Annotated in this window: 1 protein-coding gene; it reads left to right on the top strand. The window is 70.7% G+C overall.

Features of this window, described 5'->3' with window-relative positions; all coding sequences use genetic code 11:
- The first annotated feature begins 104 nt into the window (after window positions 1-104).
- On the top strand, window positions 105-19,871 hold the full coding sequence (locus tag ACSHWB_RS27655) for a type I polyketide synthase (protein WP_439656205.1): 19,767 nt from the start codon (window positions 105-107) through the stop codon (window positions 19,869-19,871).
- Window positions 19,872-19,897: the final 26 nt, after the last annotated feature.

Below are 19,897 nucleotides of genomic sequence, written 5' to 3' on the forward strand. Positions count from 1 at the left end.
CAGGGAGTGACCGGCCGCCGGTTTTCTGAGGAATTCGCTACCGCTTCCGCTGCTCCAATTGCTGGCGGGATGACCGTGTCCGGCTGGACTGACGGAGCTGATGAATGAGTACCTCCAGCGAGAAGGTTGTCGAGGCCCTCCGCGCCGCGATGAAGGAGGCGGAGCGGCTGCGCAAGCAGAACCGGCAGCTCGTCGCCGCCGCCACCGAACCGATCGCGATCATCGGGATGGCCTGCCGCTTCCCCGGCGGCATCAGCTCGCCGGAGGACCTGTGGGAGCTGGTGGCGTCCGGACGTGACGCCATCACCGGCTTCCCTGCCGACCGCGGCTGGGACGTGGACGCGCTGCTGGGCGGCGGCGTCGACGAACGTGGCCACAGCGTGTCCGTGCAGGGCGGCTTCCTGCAGGGCATCGCGGACTTCGACCCGGCGTTCTTCGGCATCTCGCCCCGCGAGGCCGTCACGATGGACCCGCAGCAGCGCCTGTTGCTGGAGACGTCCTGGGAGGCGCTGGAACGCTCGGGCATCGACCCGTCGTCGCTGCGAGGCTCGCGCACCGGTGTTTTCATCGGCACCAACGGCCAGGACTACGAGCACCTGCTGATCCGCGGCCTCGACGACGCGACGGGCGACGTCGGCACGGGCATCGCCGCGTCCGCTGAGTCCGGCCGCATCTCCTACGCGCTGGGCCTTGAGGGCCCAACTCTGACCGTTGACACCGCGTGCTCTTCTTCTTTGGTCGCACTGCATCTGGCCGTGCACGCGTTGCGCGCGGGGGAGTGCACGCTGGCGCTCGCGGGTGGCGTCAACGTCATGTGCACGCCGGGCTCGTTGGTCGAGTTCTCGCGTCAGGGTGGACTGGCTTCCAACGGCCGATGCAAGGCTTTCTCCGACGACGCTGACGGCACCGGCTGGTCCGAGGGTGTGGGCGTGCTCGCGCTGGCTCGTCTGTCGGACGCGCAGGCCCTCGGGTATCCGGTGCTCGCGGTGGTGCGTGGTTCGGCCGTGAACTCCGATGGTGCTTCCAACGGGTTCACCGCGCCGAACGGTCGTGCGCAGCAACGTGTCATCCGTGCCGCTCTCGACCGCGCTGGTCTGGCACCGTCCGATGTGGATGTTGTGGAGGCGCACGGCACCGGTACGCCGTTGGGTGACCCGATCGAGGCTCGGAGCTTGCTGGCGGCTTACGGTGCTGATCGGCCTTCTCCGTTGCTGCTGGGGTCGGTGAAGTCGAACATCGGCCACACCCAGGCTGCCGCTGGCGTCGCGGGCATCATCAAGATGGTGCAGGCGATGCGGCACGGGGTCGTGCCGGCGACTCTGCACGTTTCGCGGCCGTCCACGCACGTCGACTGGACCGCCGGCTCCGTTGAGCTCGCCACCTCCGCTGTCGCCTGGCCTGCCACCGGTCGTGCCCCTCGCGCCGCTGTGTCGTCGTTCGGCGTCTCGGGCACGAATGCGCACGTGATCTTGGAAGCGGCGAGCTCGCCGGAATTGTCAGACCTGCCTGAGATGATTGGGATGGGGGGTAGTTCCCCCCAGGGGGCCTGCCAATCGGAATCGATTCCGCCAAACGGAGCAGCGTCCTCGAGTGGGTCGGCGTCGCAGTCCGGGGCGGTGCCGTGGCTCGTGTCGGCGAGGTCGGAGTCCTCGCTCGCGGCGCAGATCGAACGAGTGCGAGCGCTCGAAGCCGACCCCGTGGACGCCGGGTTCTCGTTGGCGACCACGCGCGCGTTGTTCGAGCACCGGGCCGTGCTGCTCGACGGAACCGAAATCGCACACGGCCTGGCAAAGCGGACCGAACTCGCACTCCTGTTCTCCGGACAGGGCGCACAGCGCGTCGGCATGGGCCGGGAGCTGTACACCGAGTTCGACGTCTTCCGCACCGCGCTCGACGAGGTCCTGCAGCACCTCGACCCAGGGCTGCGCGACATCATGTGGGGCGACGAGGAGGCCCTGAACCAGACGGGCAACACGCAGCCGGCGCTGTTCGCGTTCGAGGTCGCCCTCTACCGGTTGCTGGAGTCGTTCGGCGTTACAGCCGCGCACGTCACCGGCCACTCGATCGGCGAGATCGCCGCCGCCCACGTCGCGGGCGTGCTCAGCCTCGAAGACGCCGCGACACTCGTCCAGGCCCGTGCGAGCCTCATGCAGGCGCTGCCGGTCGGCGGCGTGATGATCGCGCTCCAGGCCACCGAGGACGAGATCACCCTCACCCCAGGCGTCTCCATCGCCGCGATCAACGGCCCGGACTCCCTGGTCATCGCGGGCGTCGAGGCCGAGGCCCGCGCCATCGTCGCGCGGTTCGAAGGCCGCAAGACCAAGCAGCTCCAGGTCTCCCACGCGTTCCACTCGCCGCTGATGGACCCGATGCTCAACGCCTTCCGCGAAGCCATCGGCGGCATCACGTTCCACAGCCCGGCGATCCCGATGACCGGCGACGTCACCAACCCCGAGTACTGGGTCCGCCACGTCCGCGACGCCGTCCGCTTCCACAACACCGTGACCGCCCTCGGCGACAAGACGCTCCTCGAGGTCGGCCCGGACGGCGTGCTGTCCGCGCTCGTCGAGGCCATCCCGAGCCAGCGCAAGGACCGCGACGAGCGTACCGCGTTCATCACCGCGCTCGCCCGCCTGCACGTCGCGGGCGTCGCCGTCGACTGGAAACCGTTCTACCCCAACGGCAAACGCGTCGACGTGCCCACCTACGCCTTCCAGCACGACCGCTACTGGCCGTCGGTGTCGGTGAGCGCGGGCGACGCCACCGGACTCGGCCTGACCCCGGCCGGCCACCCGCTGCTCGGCGCCGCGATGACCGTCGCGGGCTCCGGCGAGCTGATCCTCACCGGCACGCTCACCAAAACCTCGTGGCTCGCCGACCACGCCGTGTTCCCGACCGCGGGCGTGCTGGAGCTGGCGTTCCGCGCCGCCGATCTCGCGGGCTACGAGCGCGTCGAGCGGTTCACCCAGGTCGCGCCGCTCGTGCTGCCGGACAGCGGCGCAGTGCAGGTGCAGTTCCAGACGGGGCGCGACGGCGCGTTCCGGTTCCACTCGCGGCGCGGCGACACGGACTGGGTCGAGCACGCGAACGGCGTGCTCGGACAAGGCGTTCCGGCGCCGGCCAAGGTGAGCGAGTGGCCGCCGAAAGGCGCGACCGTCGTCGACCTCGACGGCTTCTACGACAACACTCCCCACGGGGAGGCGTTCCAGGGGCTGCGCGCGGCCTGGAGGCGTGGGCAGGAGGTGTTCGCCGAGATCGCGTCGCCCGTTGACGCCAAGGGTTTCGGCGTGCACCCCGCACTGCTCGACGCCGCCACGCACGCCGCCGCGTTCCTCGGACTCGACGGCGTTCCCACCGACTGGCAGGGCGTTTCCCTTCACGCGAACGGCGCGGAGGTCGTTCGCGTAAAGCTGTCCGTTGTGGACGGTGGGCTGAAGCTCGCCGCCGTCGACGTGGCCGGAGACCCGGTGCTGTCCGCGGACGCCGTGACCATCGCACCGCTGGGCGAACTGAACGCGCGACCCGGCACCGACTCGCTGTTCCGCCTCGACTGGGTGCCCGTCACCTACGCGCCTGCCGAGGTGCCGGTCGCGCACTTCGCCGGTGCACAGTCAGCGCACGCCGTGGCCGCAGACGCACTCGAAGCGCTCCATCAGGCCACCGGCAAGCTGATCTTCGTCACGCGCGGGGCCGTGACCGGCGACGACGTCGCGGCGGCCTCCGTCTGGGGGCTGGTGCGCTCCGCGCAGACCGAGGACCCCGGCCGGTTCCTGCTGGTCGACCTCGACGACGCGCCCGAGTCCGAAGCGCTGCTACCGGGCCTCGGCGGACTGATCGACGCGGGGGAGACCCAGGTCGTCGTCCGCGCGGGCGAGGTGTTCGCGGGCAGGCTGGCGCGGGCAACGGAAAGCGTTGCGGGCGAATGGGATTCCAGTGGCACCGTACTGATCACCGGCGGAACCGGTGGCCTCGGCGCTGTCCTCGCCCGGCATCTGGCGACACGCGGACAGCGCAGGTTGCTGCTGGTCAGCCGCCGTGGTCCCGACGCACCCGGCGCCGCCGACCTGCGTGACGAGCTCACCGCCCTGGGATGCGACGTCGAGGTGAAGGCCTGCGACGTCACCGAACGCGCTGCCGTCGCGGACCTGCTGGAAGGCGAGCGGCTCACGGCCGTCGTCCACACGGCGGGTGTGCTGGACGACGGCGTCATCGGTTCGCTGACGCCCGAACGGCTTTCCACCGTCATGCGGCCCAAGGTCGACGCCGCCTGGCACCTCCACGAACTCGCCGGCGACGCGCAGCTCGTCCTGTACTCGTCGGTGTCCGGCGTGATGGGCGCGGCGGGCCAGGGCAACTACGCCGCCGCCAACGCCGTCCTCGACGCCCTCGCGGCCCACCGTCACGGACTCGGCCTTCCTGCGCTGTCACTGGCCTGGGGAGCCTGGGACACCGGAATGACGTCCACTTTGGACGAAGGCGACCTGCGCCGGATGCCGATGCTGTCGGTCGAGCAGGGCCTCGCGCTCTTCGACGCGGCCGTCGTCTCAGGCGAGTCGCTGCTCGTACCGCTCGCATCCGGTGGCGCGGCGCAGGGTGAGGTTCCTGCGATCATGCGCGGCCTGGTGCGAGCGGGTCGACGGACTGCCGCGCGCGAGATCGTGGCAGGTGGACTGCTTACCAAGCTAGGCGGCCTGCGGGACTCCGAACGCGTGCGCGCCATCACCGACGTCGTGCGGACCGAGGCCGCGAAGGTCATCGGCTACGCCAACGCGGACGCGGTGGGCGCGGACAAGGAGTTCCGCGCGCTCGGGTTCGACTCGCTGACCGCGATCGAACTGCGCAACGCCCTCGCTGCGGCCACCGGCCTGACGCTGCCCGCGACGCTGATCTTCGACTACCCGACGCCGCTCGTGCTGGCCGGGCACCTGCTCGCCGAGCTCACCGGCGAGGGCACGGACCTCGACATCACCGCGCAGGCCGTCGCGGATGCCGACGACCCGATCGTGATCGTCGGCATGGCGTGCCGTTTCCCCGGCGGCGTCTCGACCCCCGAGGACCTGTGGCGGCTGCTGGCCGACGGCACCGACGCGATCGCGGGCTTCCCGTCCGACCGCGGCTGGGAGCAGGACGCGCTCGCCGCCGGCGGCACCGTGGAGGGCGGTTTCCTCTACGGCGCAACGGAGTTCGACCCGGCGTTCTTCGGCATCTCGCCCCGCGAGGCCCTCGCCATGGACCCGCAGCAACGCCAGCTGCTCGAAGTCGCCTGGGAGGCCGTCGAACGCGCGGGCATCAACGCCGCCACGTTGCGCGGCTCGAAGACCGGCGTGTTCGTCGGCACGAACGGGCAGGACTACACGAACCTCGTGCTGCGGGCGCGCGGCGACATCGAGGGCCACGCCTCGACCGGCCTCGCCGCCGCAGTGATCTCCGGCCGCCTGTCGTACACGTTCGGCTTCGAGGGCCCCGCGCTCACGATCGACACCGCCTGCTCTTCTTCCTTGGTGGCACTGCACCTGGCTGCGCAGTCACTGCGGTCAGGCGAGTCGTCGCTGGCTCTGGTCGGCGGTGTGACGGTGATGTCCACGCCGATGAACTTCGCCGGCTTCAACGCCCAGGGCGGCCTCGCGGCTGATGCGCGCTGCCGAGCCTTCTCCGACGACGCCGAGGGCACCGGCTGGGCGGAAGGCGCCGGCGTGCTGGTCGTCGAACGCCAGTCGGACGCGCTGCGCAACGGCCACACCGTGCTGGCCGTCGTCCGCGGTTCCGCGGTGAACCAGGACGGCGCTTCCAACGGCCTGACCGCACCGAACGGCCCCGCCCAGCAGCGCGTGATCCGCCAGGCACTCGCCAACGCCGGTCTGTCCACTTCGGACGTCGACGCCGTCGAGGCCCACGGCACCGGCACGCGGCTGGGCGACCCGATCGAGGCCCAGGCCCTGCTCGCCACCTACGGCCGCGACCGCGCTGGAGCGCCACTCTACCTGGGTGCGATCAAGTCGAACCTGGGCCACACCCAGGCCGCAGCGGGTGTCGCGGGCATCATCAAGATGGTGCTCGCGTTCCGGCACGGCGAGCTGCCGCGGACTTTGCACGTGACGTCGCCGTCTTCGCACGTCGACTGGTCCGCAGGCGCCGTCTCGCTGCTCACGTCCAACACCCCGTGGCCCGTGGTGGATCGCCCGGTCCGCGCCGGGGTCTCGTCGTTCGGCCTCTCGGGCACGAACGCGCACGTGATCTTGGAGTCTCCGCAGGTCCAGGAATTGTCAGACCTGCCTGAGATGATGGGGATGGGGGGTAGTTCCCCCCAGGGGGCCAGTCAATCCGTATCGATTCCGTGGGCGGTGTCCGCGAAGTCCGCGGCGGCGCTCGCGGCCCAGATCGAGCAGATCAGCGCGGTCGAGGCCGCGCCGATCGACGTCGGGTACTCGTTGGCGACCACGCGCGCGTTGTTCGAGCACCGAGCCGTGGTGCTGGACGGCGATGTACTGGCCAGTGGCGAGGCGTCAGGGAAGACGCTCGCCGTGCTGTTCTCCGGGCAGGGCGCGCAACGCCTCGGCATGGGCCGTGAGCTGTACGAAGAGTTCCCGGTGTTCGCCGAGGCACTGGACGCGGTGCTGGAACACCTCGGAGACGTGCGCGACGTCATGTGGGGCGACGACGCCGAGGCCCTGAACCAGACCGGGCACACGCAGCCCGCGCTGTTCGCCGTCGAGGTCGCGCTCTACCGGCTGGCGGAGTCGTTCGGAGTCGTCCCGCGGCTGCTCGCCGGGCATTCGATCGGCGAGATCGCCGCCGCGCAGGTCGCCGGCGTGCTCAGCCTGGAGGACGCGGCGACGCTCGTGAAGGCGCGCGCCGGCCTCATGCAGGCGCTGCCCGAAGGTGGCGTGATGATCGCGCTGCAGGCCACCGAGGCCGAGGTGGCACCGCACCTGACCGAGGGCGTGTCCATCGCGGCGATCAACGCGACCGACTCGCTGGTCATCGCCGGGGCCGAAGATGAGGTCCGCGCGGTCGCCGCCCGGTTCGAGGGCCGCAAGACCAAGCAGCTCCCGGTCTCCCACGCGTTCCACTCGCCGCTGATGGAGCCGATGCTCGACGGCTTCCGGCAGGCGATCGCCGGTCTCACGTTCCACGCGCCGCGCATCCCGATCGTGACCGCGGGCGACGTCACCGACCCCGAGTACTGGGTCGCGCACGTCCGCGACACGGTCCGTTTCGCCGAGAACGTCGGAAGGCTCCAAGAGCAGGGCGCGAGCGCGTTCCTCGAGATCGGGCCTGACGGCGTGCTGTCGGCGTTGGTCGGCGGCATCCCGTTGCTGCGCAGGGATCGCGGCGAGCGCAGGGCGTTCGTGACGGCCCTCGCACGGCTGCACGTCAGCGGCGTCGACGTCGACTGGTCCGGCTTCTACCCAGGTGGGCGAGTGATCGGCCTGCCGACGTATCCGTTCCAGCACGAGCGGTTCTGGCCGGAGGCGGCGACCTCGGCAGTGGCGGCAGACCCGGCTGACGCGGCGTTCTGGACGGCCGTCGAACAGGAGGACGTCGCGTCGCTGGCCGCCACGCTCGACCTGGACGGCGAGACGCTCGCAAGTGTGCTGCCGGCGTTGTCGGCATGGCGGGGCAAGCGCAAAGAACAGTCCACTATGGAATCGTGGTTGCACCGCGAGAGCTGGCAGCCGATCTCCGGCCTCACCGCGAAGCCGGGCAAGTGGCTCGTGGTCGGTGACGCGGACGAAACGCTCCTGAGTGCGCTCGGGGACGTCACGGTGCTCGCTGCCGGGCAGGACCGCGAGCAACTGGCCGCGCGACTGGCTGAACATGCGCAGGTGCCGTTCACCGGTGTCGTGTCCCTGCCGGCGGACGAGCCGATCATCAGCACGACCGCGCTGATCCAGGCGCTCGGGGACGCCGGAATCCTGGCGCCGCTGTGGGTCCTGACGCGCGGCGCGGTGTCGACGGGGCGCGCGGACGCCGTCACCGACCCCTGGCAGGCCGGTGTGTGGGGGCTCGGCCGGGTCGCCGCGTTGGAGCACCCGAACCGCTGGGGCGGTCTGATCGACCTGCCCGGCGAGCTGGACGACCGGGCCGCGCAACGGGTTGTGGCGGTGCTGAACAGCGACGAGGACCAGGTCGCGGTGCGCGCGTCTGGCGTGTTCGGCCGACGGATCCTCGTGGCGCCAAGGACATCTGACGAGTGGCAGCCGCGCGGAACCGTCGTGATCACCGGCGGCACGGGCGCGCTCGGCAAGCACGTCGCACGCGATCTCGTTGCGCGCGGCGCGGAGAAGGTGGTGCTGCTGAGCCGTCGCGGCCTGGACGCTCCGGGGGCGGCGGAGATCGTGGCCGAACTGGGCGTCGAGGTCGTGAAGTGCGACGCCGCGAACCGTGCTGAGCTGGCCGCGGTGCTGACCGACGACGTCAAGGCCGTCGTGCACGCGGCCGGTGTGCTCGATGACGGTGTGCTCGACGGGCTCACACCAGAGCGGTTCGCCGCCGTGTTCCAGGCGAAGGTCACCTCGGCGTTCCTGCTCGACGAACTGACCCGCGACCGGGATCTGGACACGTTCATCCTGTTCTCGTCGGTCGCGGGCGCGATCGGCAACCCCGGTCAGGCCAACTACGCCGCCGCCAACGCCGTTCTCGACGCCATCGCCACGCAACGCCGAGAGCAGGGCCTTCCTGCGACGTCGATCGCGTGGGGAGCGTGGACCGGCGACGGCATGGCGGGCGAGGAACGCGTCGCGCGGTCGATCAAGTTCGTCGGTGCGTCCACTTTGGACCCAGAACTCGCGGTCGCGGCTATGCGATGCGTCGCGGCGGAGGCCGCGCCCACAGTGGTGATCGCGGACATCCACCACCCGCAGCTGCTGGGCGCGTTGCTGAGCCTGCGGCCCTCACCCGTGCTGGCCGAACTGCCCGGCGCCCGCGAGGTTCTCGACGAACTGGCGTCTGCGCGCCGCGACAGCGAGTCGGCGGCCGCGGAACTGCGCCGCGAACTGCGGGAACTTCCCGCCGCGGAACGGATCGAGCCCGTCCTGGAACTGGTCAGGGTGCGCGCCGCGCAGGTGCTCGGCCACCCCGGCAAGGAGGCGGTGGCGAGCGACAAGGCGTTCCGCGACATCGGGTTCGACTCGCTGACCGCCGTCGAACTGCGCAACCAGCTCACCGAGATCACCGGGCTCGCGCTGCCCGCCGGACTGGTGTTCGACTATCCGTCGCCGCGCGCGCTGGCCGAGCACCTGCTGGCCTCGTTGCTCGGCGAGGGTGCCGACGTTGACGACGTGTCGGTCGTGCAGACCACCGACGACATCGCGATCGTCGGCATGGCCTGCCACTTTCCCGGTGACATCGACTCGCCGGAAGACCTGTGGCGGCTGCTGGTCGCGGGCGAGGACGCGATGTCGGACTTCCCCGCCGACCGCGGCTGGGACCTGGCCTCGTTGCAGAGCTCGACGTTGCGAGGCGGCTTCCTGAGCGGTGTCGCCGACTTCGACCCGGCGTTCTTCGGGATCTCGCCACGGGAAGCGCTCGCGATGGACCCGCAGCAACGCCTGCTGCTGGAGACCTCCTGGGAGGCCGTCGAACGCGCCGGCGTCGACCCCGCCTCGCTGCGCGGCTCGCGGACCGGCGTGTTCGTCGGCACGAACGGGCAGGACTACCAGCACGTCGTCATGGCCTCCAGCGAGGACCTCGAGGGCCACGCCGGAACCGGCCTCGCGGCGTCGGTGATCTCGGGGCGCATCTCCTACGCGCTGGGGCTGGAAGGTCCCGCGGTCACGATCGACACGGCCTGCTCGTCGGCTCTGGTGGCGCTGCACCTCGCGGCACAGGCGTTGCGTGGCGGTGAGTGTTCGCTGGCGCTGGCCGGTGGCGTCACGGTGATGGCGACGCCGACGTCGTTCTCCGGTTTCTCACGGCAGGGCGGGCTCGCGCCGGACGGGCTGTGCAAGGCGTTCTCGGAGTCCGCGGACGGCACCGGCTGGTCCGAGGGCGTCGGCATCCTCGTGGTGGAACGGCTTTCCGACGCACTCGCTGCCGGGCACCCGGTGCTGGCGGTCGTGCGCGGCTCGGCGTTCAACCAGGACGGCGCGTCCAACGGTCTGACCGCGCCGAACGGCCCGTCGCAGCAGCGAGTCATCCGGCAAGCGCTTGCGTCCGGCGGTCTGTCACCGTCCGATGTGGACGCTGTCGAGGCGCACGGCACCGGCACCGTGCTGGGCGACCCGATCGAGGCGCAGGCGCTGCTGACCGTGTACGGGCAGGACCGCGCCGAGCCGTTGCGGCTGGGGTCGGTGAAGTCGAACCTCGGCCACACGCAGGCGGCGGCGGGCGCGGCGGGCGTGATCAAGATGGTGATGGCGTTCCAGCACGGCCTGCTCCCGCAGACCCTGCACGTGACGGCGCCGTCCTCGCACATCGACTGGTCGGCGGGCGCTGTGTCGCTGCTGACGGAGAACACCGCCTGGCCCTCGGTCGACCGGCCGTGGCGCGCGGGCGTGTCGTCGTTCGGGATCAGCGGCACGAACGCGCACGTGATCTTGGAGGCTCCGCGCGCGCCAGAACTGCCAGTGCCGACGAGGTCAGCGGTGGTGCCGTGGCCGGTGTCGGCGAAGTCCGCGGCGGCGCTGGCGGCGCAGGTCGAACGGATCCGGGCGGTGGAGGCGGCGCCGGTCGACGTCGCGTACTCGCTGGCGAGGTCGCGGGCGTTGTTCGAGCACCGCGCGGTGTTGCTGGATGGTGCGGAGATCGCCAGTGGAGTCGCGGGGGAGCACACGCTGGCCGTGCTGTTCTCCGGGCAGGGGTCGCAGCGGCTCGGCATGGGGCGCGAGCTGTACGCGCGGTTCCCCGAGTTCGCGGACGCCTTCGACGACGTGCTGGCGCACCTCGATCCGCAGCTCAAGAGCGTGATGTGGGGCGACGACGAGGAGAAGCTCAACCAGACCGGGTACACGCAGCCGGCGTTGTTCGCGTTCCAGACGGCGCTCTTCCAGTTGTTGCGGGCGTTCGGCATCAAGCCCGCTCACCTCGCCGGGCACTCGATCGGCGAGATCGCGGCGGCACATGTCGCGGGTGTGCTCAGCCTGGTGGACGCGGCGAAGCTCGTCAGTGCGCGCGCGAGTCTCATGCAGGCGTTGCCGCACAACGGCGCGATGGTGGCTGTGCAGGCGACAGAAGAAGAGGTGAGCAAACACCTCACGAGCGTGGTGTCGATCGCGGCGATCAACGGGCCGACGAGTGTCGTCATCGCGGGTGACGAGGCCGAGGTCGAGGCCATCGCGAGCCGGTTCGAGAAGACGAAGCGGCTCAAGGTCAGCCACGCGTTCCACTCGCCGTTGATGGAACCGATGCTCGGCGACTTCCGCGACGCCATCAGCTCTATCACCTTCCATGCGCCGAAGATCCCGATCAGCGCCACCGGCGACGTCACCGACCCCGAGTACTGGGTCAGCCACGTCCGCGACGCGGTCCGGTTCACCGACAACGTCGCGAAGATCCCGGCCACCAGGTTCCTGGAGGTCGGCCCGGACGGGGTGCTGTCGGCGCTCGTCGACGGCGCGATCCCGGCGCTCAGGAAGAACAAGCCCGAGCAGACCGCGCTGGCCACCGCGCTCGGCCGGCTGCACGTCGACGGCATCGACGTCGACTGGACGCCGTGGCTGCACGGCGGCCGGCTCGTCGCACTGCCGACCTACCCGTTCGACCACGCGCGGTACTGGCCCAAGGCCACGGTCGGCGGACGCGCGGGCGACCCCGCCGCCTACGGTCTCCGGTCCGGCGGGCACCCGTTGCTCAGCGCGGCGATCTCCGTCGCGGGCACCGGCGAGCTCGTGCTCAGCGGCCGTCTCAGCCTGGCGACGCATCCGTGGATCGCGGATCACGTCGTCGGTGGAGCGGTGCTCTTCCCCGGTACGGGTTTCCTCGACTTCGCGATCCGCGCGGGCGACATGGTCGGCTGCGACCGCGTTGACGGGCTCACGATCGTCGTCCCGCTGGTGCTGCCCGAACGGGAGGCCGTCGCCGTTCAGGTGCGGGTCGGGGAAGCGGACGATCACGGCCGCCGGCCCGTCAGCGTGCACTCGCAGCCATCGGGCACGGACGAGTGGATCCAGCACGCCAGCGGCACGCTCGCCGAAGGGCCGCACCAGGCCGAGTTCGACACGAGCGAGTGGCCGCCGCCGAACGCCGAAAGTCTTGACCTGGAACGCTTCTACGAGACGCTCGCGGAGGGCGGGCTCACGTACGGGCCGATCTTCCAGGGCGCACAACAGGCCTGGCGCAACGGTGACGAGGTGCTCGTCGAGGTCGCGTTGCCGGACAGCGTGGACGACGCGGCGACGTTCGGCGTGCATCCGGCACTGCTCGACTCCGCGCTGCACGCCATCACGTTCGTGGAAGGCGCGGGCCAGGGTCTGCCGTTCGAGTGGAACGGCGTGTCCCTGCACGCCATCGGACCGTCGCGGCTGCGCGTGCGGCTGAAGCACACCGGCGGCGACGCGGTCGAGGTCACCGCCGTCGACGTCGAGGGCGCACCGGTGCTGTCGGTGAAGTCGCTGGTGGTGAGGACACCCGCCGTGGCCGCGCCCAGCAACCCCGTGCAGGACTCGCTGTTCCGCGTCGACTGGGTGCCCGTGCAGGTCGGTGAGGCGACCGAGATCGGCGCGCGGGTCATGGAGGTCAACGGCGACGCGACGATGGTGCACGAGACGTGCCAACGCGTGCTGGAGATCTTGCAGAACGCCGAGGAACGCGTCGTGTTCGTGACGCGCGGAGCTGCGGCGATCGGGGACGAACCGATCAGCGAGCTCGGCGCGGCCGCGGCGTGGGGGCTCGTCAGGTCCGCGCAGGCGGAGAACCCCGGCCAGTTCCTGCTCGTCGACCTGGACGAACACAGCGAACTGACGCCCGGCATGCTCGTCACCGAGGAGCAGCAGCTGATCGTCCGTCGCGGGACTGTCCACGCTGGACGGTTGGCACGCCTGCAGACCGGTCCTACGCTCGTGCCGCCTGCCGGAACGTCGTGGCGGCTCGACACGTCGGAAAAGGGCAGTCTGGACAACCTCGTCCTGGCGCCGTGGACGCCGGAGCCTTTGCAGGGCAAACAGGTTCGCGTCGCCATCCGGGCGGCAGGACTCAACTTCCGCGACGTGCTGAACGCGCTCGGCATGTATCCGGGTGAGGCGGGCTCGTTCGGTGCCGAGGCCGCAGGCGTTGTGGAAGAGATCGGGCCCGACGTTGCGGACCTGAAGGTCGGCGACCCGGTGTTCGGACTGCTGTTCGGCGGCATGGGACCGGTCGGCGTCATCGAAGAGCCCTACCTGACCAGGCTTCCGGACGGCTGGACGTTCGAGCAGGGCGCGTCGGTGCCGCTGGTGTTCCTCACCGCCTACTACGCGTTGATCGAGCTCGGGAACGTGCGGCCGGGGGAGAAGGTCCTCGTCCACGCCGGCGCCGGTGGCGTCGGCATGGCGGCGATCCAGGTGGCCCAGCACCTCGGCGCGGAGGTTTTTGCCACCGCCAGCGAGGGCAAGCAGGACGTGCTGCGCGGCCTCGGTCTCGACGACGACCACATCGGAAACTCCCGCGACACCAGCTTTGAAGGCAGGTTCCCGCAGGTCGACGTCGTGCTGAACGCGCTGACCGGTGAGTTCATCGACGCCTCGCTGCGGCTGCTCGGCGAGGGCGGGCGGTTCCTGGAGATGGGCAAGACCGACCTGCGGGAGGACGTGCCGGGCATCTTCTACCGGCCGTTCGATCTCGGCGAAGCTCATCCCGACCATGTTCAGCGCATGCTCGTCGCGCTCGTGGAACTGTTCGGGCAGGGCGTGCTGAAGCCGTTGCCGATCGCGTCCTGGGACGTGCGGCGGGCGCGCGACGCGTTCCGGTTCATGAGCCGTGCCCAGCACATCGGCAAGATCGTGATCACCGTGCCCGCGGGCTGGGACCCGTCCGGCACCGTCGTGATCACCGGTGGGACCGGCGGCTTGGGTGCGGAGCTCGCACGGCATCTCGTCGCGCGGGGTGCGAGGAAGCTGTTGCTGCTCAGTCGGCGCGGGCTCGACTCACCGGGCGCGGCGGAGCTGCTGGAGTTGGACGCAGACGTCACGATCGCGGTGTGCGATGTGGCCGACCGGGATGCGTTGGCGGCCGTCCTCAATGGACACGATGTTACCGCTGTCGTGCACACGGCGGGCGTGCTGGACGACGGTGTGATCGCGTCGATGACGCCTGCCAGGCTCGCCAAGGTGTTGCGGCCCAAGGTGGACGCGGCGTGGAATCTGCACTCGCTGGTGCCGGAGGCGCAGTTCGTCCTGTACTCGTCGGTGTCCGGCGTGCTCGGAACGGCCGGTCAGGGCAACTACGCGGCGGGCAATGCGTTCCTCGATGCTTTGGCGCAGTATCGGCGTTCGCTGGGGCTGCACGCGGTGTCGCTGGCGTGGGGCGCGTGGACGTCCGACGTGGGTATGACCGGGCAGATGGACGCGGCCGCGTTGGAACGGCTGGAGAAGTCGTCCATGCCGCCGATCTCGCTGGAGCACGGGCTGGCGTTGTTCGACGTGGCGATCGGCGTGGACGAGCCGCTCGTCGTGCCCGCGCGGATCATCACCGGTGCCAGCACGACTATGGTGCCGCCGCTGCTGCGCAACCTCCTGCGCGGCGGTCGGCGAACTGCGGCGCGCGCGCAGGGAACCGTTGCGCTGCAAGGATTGCAGGACGTGCGCCCGGCCGAACGCGTGCGCACCCTGGTTGATCTGGTGCGAGGCGAGGCCGCCGCGGTGCTGGGACACGCCTCGGCCGACGCGATCGACGGCGACCGCGAGTTCCGGCAGCTCGGCTTCGACTCGCTGACGTCGGTGGAGCTGCGCAACCGGCTCGGCACGGCGACGGGACTGACGTTGCCGGCGACGCTGGTGTTCGACTACCCGACCCCGGAGGCGCTGGCCGAGCACCTGATCGCGGAGCTGTTCGGTGGTTCCGCCGAGGTCGAGGACTCGGTGCGCGTGTCGGACGAGGCGATCGCGATCGTCGGCATCGCCTGCAGGTTCCCCGGTGGTGTGTCGTCGCCGGAGGAGCTGTGGGAGCTGGTGCTGGGCGGTCGCGACGCGATCACCGGGTTCCCGGCCGACCGCGGCTGGGACGAGAACCTCGTCGGCGACGGTGCCGGGCAGTCCGTGACCGGGCAGGGCGGGTTCATCGATGGCATCGCGTCGTTCGACCCGGCGTTCTTCGGGATCTCGCCGCGGGAGGCCGTGTCGATGGACCCGCACCAGCGGCTCGTGCTGGAGACGTCGTGGGAGGCGCTGGAACGCACGGGCATCGATCCGCTGTCGTTGCGCGGATCGCGGACCGGTGTGTACGTCGGCGCGTCCGGGCAGGACTACGCGCACCTGATGCTCGCGTCCGAGCAGGCGCTGGAGGGGTACTCGGGGACCGGGACGTCGCCGAGCGTCATCGCCGGCCGGGTGTCGTACGCGCTGGGGCTGGAAGGGCCGTCGATGACGATCGACACGGCGTGCTCGTCGGCGCTGGTCGCGTTGCACCTGGCGGTTCAGGCGCTGCGGGGCGGTGAGTGTTCGCTGGCGCTGGCCGGTGGCGTGCAGGTGATGTCGGCGCCGGGTGCGTTCATGGAGTTCTCGCTGCAGGACGGACTCGCGCGTGACGGCCGATGCAAGCCGTTCTCCGACACCGCTGATGGCACGGCATGGTCCGAGGGCATCGGTGTGGTCGTGGTCGAGCGTCTGTCTGATGCTCTGGCTGCTGGGCATGACGTGCTTGCTGTCGTGCGTGGCTCCGCAGTCAACCAGGACGGCGCTTCCAACGGCCTGACGGCGCCCAACGGTCCTTCGCAGCAGCGGGTGATCCGGCAGGCACTGGCCTCGGCGGGGCTTCGGTTCGCCGATGTCGACGCGGTGGAGGCGCACGGGACGGGCACGACGCTGGGCGATCCGATCGAGGCGCAGGCGCTGCTCGCGACCTATGGCCAGGACCGGTCGGAGCCGCTGCTGCTCGGCTCGATCAAGTCCAACATCGGGCACACGCAGGCGGCCGCGGGTGCCGCCGGTGTGATCAAGATGGTGATGGCGCTGCGGCACGGGCTGTTGCCGCGCACGATCAACTTCGCCGCGCCGTCGTCGCACGTCGACTGGACGGCCGGTTCGGTGGCGTTGCTGCAGGAGAACACGCCGTGGCCCTCGGTCGACCGGGTGCGGCGTGCCGGCGTCTCGTCGTTCGGCATCTCGGGCACGAACGCGCACGTGATCTTGGAGGCCGCCCCGGCCGTTCCGGAATTGTCAGACCCGCTTGAGATGATTGAGATGGGGGCCGCACGCCCCCTGGGGGCCGGCCAGTCCGAATCGATTCCGCTGGTGGTGTCGGCGAAGTCCCCCGCTTCGCTGCGCGCGCAGATCGATCGGGTGAGGACGGTCGAGGCGGATGCGGTCGACGTCGGGTTCTCGCTGCTCAAGCGGTCGCGGTTCGAGCATCGCGCGGTGCTGCTGGACGGCGTGGAGATCGCGCAGGGGCAGGCGGGGAGGCGCAAGCTCGCCGTCCTGTTCTCCGGGCAGGGGTCGCAGCGGCTCGGCATGGGGCGCGAGCTGTACGAGCGGTTCCCGGCGTTCGCGCAGGCGCTCGACGAAGTGCTGCAGCACGTGGACGTCCGCGACGTCATGTGGGGCGACGACGAGGCGGCACTCAACCAGACCGGGAACACGCAGCGCGCGCTGTTCGCGCTCGAGGTCGCGCTGTTCCGGCTCGCCGAGAAGTTCGGCATCGAACCGGACTACGTCGGCGGCCACTCCGTCGGCGAGATCGCGGCCGCGCACGTCGCCGGGGTGCTGAGCCTCGAAGACGCCGCGAAGCTCGTCAACGCGCGCGCCGCACTCATGCAGGCACTCCCGGCCGGCGGCGCCATGATCGCGGTCGAGGCCACCGAAGAAGAGGTCACGACCACCGAACTGGTGTCGATCGCGGCCGTCAACGGGCCGAGGTCGCTGGTGCTCGCCGGCGACGAGGAGGCGGTTCGACAGATCGCTGACGGGTTCGAGGCGTTGGGGCGCAAGACTAAGCGTTTGCCGGTCAGCCATGCGTTTCACTCGCCGTTGATGGAGCCGATGCTGGACGACTTCCGCGCCGTGGTCACGGCGCTGGACCTCGCCGCGCCCCGCATTCCCGTCGTCTCCTGCCTCACCGGCGCCGTCGCGGGCCCCGAGCTCACCGAACCCGAGTACTGGGTGCGGCACGTCCGCGACACCGTGCGGTTCGCCGACGGCGTCACGACGCTCGAGGCCGCGGGGGTCAACGCGTTCCTGGAGATCGGGCCGGACGGCGTGCTGTCGGCGCTCGTCGGCGGTGCCGTTCCCGCGCTGCGCAAGGATCGTGACGAGACCACGGCCTGGCTCACCGCGCTCGCACGGCTCCACGTCGCGGGCACGAACGTCGACTGGGCGAGAGCGTTCGAGGGCACCGGGGCGAAACGCGTCGACATCCCCACCTACGCGTTCGACCACGACCACTACTGGCCGACGCCGATGGCCCAGGCCGCCGACGCCTCCGGGCTCGGACTCGGGCCCGCCGACCACCCGTTGCTCGGCGCCGCGATGAGCGTGGCGCAGCAGGACGCCGTCGTGTTCACCAACCGGCTCGCGGTGGCGTTCCCGGAGACGGCGTTCGCCGAGATCGCGTTCCGGGCGACCGACCAGGTCGGTTACGGCACCGTCGAGGAGCTCACGGTCACCGGGCCGCTCACGCCCGGCGTGCTGCAGGTGTGGATCAGCCCGCCGGACAACGGGAAGCGCGCTCTCACCGTCTACACGCGACCGAACGACGAGCAGCCGTTCACCGAGATCGCCTCCGGAACCCTGGTGGAAGGCGAACACCGCGCGGACTTCACGGTCAGCGAGTGGCCGCCGAAGGGCGCGACGGCGATCGGCGAGCAGCTCTGGCAGGCGGGTGACGCCGTCTACGCGGAGGTCACGATGCCGGAGGGCACCACGGACGCCCAGTTCTACGGCGTCCACCCGGCACTGCTCGACTGCGCGACCCGGATCACCGAGGACACGCGGGTGCCGCTCGAATGGCACGGCGTCAGCCTGCACGCCGTCGGTGCCGACACGTTGCGGGTCAGGTTGCGCGACGGGGAGTTCGCCGCCGTCGACGTCAGCGGCTCGCCGGTCGTGTCGGCGCGGAACGTCGTCTTCGGTTCACCGCTCGCCGCCCAGCAGCACCACGACTCGCTGTTCCGCCTGGAATGGGTGTCCGCACCGGAGACCCAGCAGGTCGACGTCCGCGAGGTGCGGTTCAGCGGCGACAGCGTCGAGCAGGCGCACGAACTCGCGGCGAAAGCGTTGGAGCTGCTCCAACAGTCCGACGAACGGCTGGTGTTCGTCACGAGCGGCCTGGCGGGCGCGACGGTCGAAGGCCTGGTCCGCACGGCCCAGACGGAGAACCCGGGACGCTTCCTGCTCGTCGACACCGACGGCAGCACCCCGCTGCCCACCGGCCTGCTCGACGCGGGGGAGACGCAGGTCCGCGTCCGCGAGGGCAAGGCCTTCGTCGCCCGGCTGGCCCGAGTCACCGACCCGGTCGTGACGACGGCGTGGGACCCGGACGGCACCGTCCTGATCACGGGCGGCACCGGTGGCCTGGGTGCGGAACTGGCCCGTCACCTCGTCGCCGAACGCAACGTCAAGCACCTGCTGCTCGTCTCCCGCCGCGGCCCGGATGCGCCGGAAGCCGTTGCGCTGCAGGCGGAACTCACGGCACACGGCGCGGACGTCACAATCGCCGCCTGCGACACCGCCGACCTCAAGGCGGTGAAGAAGGTGGTCAAGGGTGTCAAGCTGACCGCCGTCGTCCACACCGCGGGCGTGCTCGACGACGGCATCATCAGTTCCCTCACACCCGAGCGGCTCGCCACCGTCTTCAAACCCAAGATCGACGGTGCCTGGAACCTCCACGAGGCAACGAAGAAGCAGAAGCTGCAGGCATTCGTGCTCTACTCGTCGGTGTCGGGCGTGCTCGGCAGTGCCGGCCAGGGCAACTACGCCGCCGCGAACGCGTTCCTCGACGCGCTGGCCTCGTACCGGCGGGCGCACGGCCTGCCGGCGACGTCGCTGGCGTGGGGGCCGTGGGCGCAAACCGGCGGCATGACAGCACATCTGCGGGACGGCGCGGCGGAACGCATCGGGATGCCGATGCTGTCTGTACGGCAGGGCATGGCGTTGTTCGACGACGCGACCTCACGTGACGATGCGGTGCTCGTTCCCGCCCGCATCAACACCGGCCGTACCAACGGGCCCGTCGCGGCGGTGCTGCGCGGCCTGGTGCGCGGCGGAAAGCGTGCGGCGGGCGGTGAGCAGTCCACTGTGGACTTCGCGGCGACGCTCAGTGCCGTACCCGCGGAGGATCGGGCCAAGTACCTGGTGGACCTCGTGCGCGGCCACGCGGCGGGTGTCCTCGGGCATGCGACGCCCGCGGCGATCGACAACGACAAGCAGTTCCGCGACCTCGGCTTCGACTCGCTGACCGCCGTGGAACTGCGCAACAGCCTCGCGTCCGCGACGGGCCTGAAACTGCCCGCCGGCCTCGTCTTCGACTACCCGACACCCGACGAGCTCGCCGCCTACCTCGCGGGCGAGCTGCTCGGCGACGACGCGGGGCCGTCGCTCGCGAGCGAGCTCGACAGGTTCGAGGCGGTGCTGGCCGCGAGCGCCGACGAGGACCGCGCCGGCGTCGCCGCCCGCCTGCGCACCCTGCTCGCCCAGTACGGCGGCGCCAGGTCCGAGGAAGCCGTGGACGACCGCATCAACTCGGCGACCGTGGACGACGTGTTCGCCTTCATCGACAACGAACTCGGCCGACGCACCGAGCGCTGAGCCCACCACGCGGACGGAAGGTTTGC

The organism is Lentzea sp. HUAS TT2, from assembly GCF_051853195.1.
GTDB lineage: Bacteria > Actinomycetota > Actinomycetes > Mycobacteriales > Pseudonocardiaceae > Lentzea.